Source organism: Streptomyces huiliensis, assembly GCF_020037025.1.
GTDB lineage: Bacteria > Actinomycetota > Actinomycetes > Streptomycetales > Streptomycetaceae > Streptomyces > Streptomyces huiliensis.
Map to the genome: position 1 here is coordinate 1 of NZ_JAIQLH010000304.1, position 386 is coordinate 386.

The 386-nt window shown below is 79.3% G+C and carries 1 protein-coding gene; it reads right to left on the reverse strand.

The window, feature by feature from the left end; genetic code table 11:
• Nucleotides 1–386 (reverse strand): histidine kinase dimerization/phospho-acceptor domain-containing protein (locus tag JNW98_RS31800; RefSeq protein ID WP_308015689.1); only part of this gene is annotated, 386 nt, incomplete at both ends.

Consider the following 386-nt stretch of genomic DNA (forward strand, 5'->3'; position numbering starts at 1 on the left):
GTCGTCCACCCCGCGCTGGCCGCGCGCCCGCTTCACCACGCCCCGGACCAGCGACGGCAGCTCCACCGCGTCCAGTTGGGCGCTCTCCACGCCCGCGTCCAGCCGGGAGACCTCCAGCAGGTCCTCGACCAGCGCGCGCAGCGTCTGCGCCCGCTCCCGGACCATCTCGACCGCGCGCGGGTGCGGCAGCAGCTCCGCCGAGGCCACCAGGCCCGCCACCGGCGTCCGCAGCTCGTGCGCCACGTCGGCGGTGAACTCGCGCTCCGCGTCCACCCGGGCCGCCAGCGCGTTCGCCATCGCCCGCACCGAGCGCTCCAGCTCCGCCACCTCGTCGCCGCCGGCCGGCCCGGAACCGCCCGCCGCGGGCGCCTCGCCCGCCGCGATCC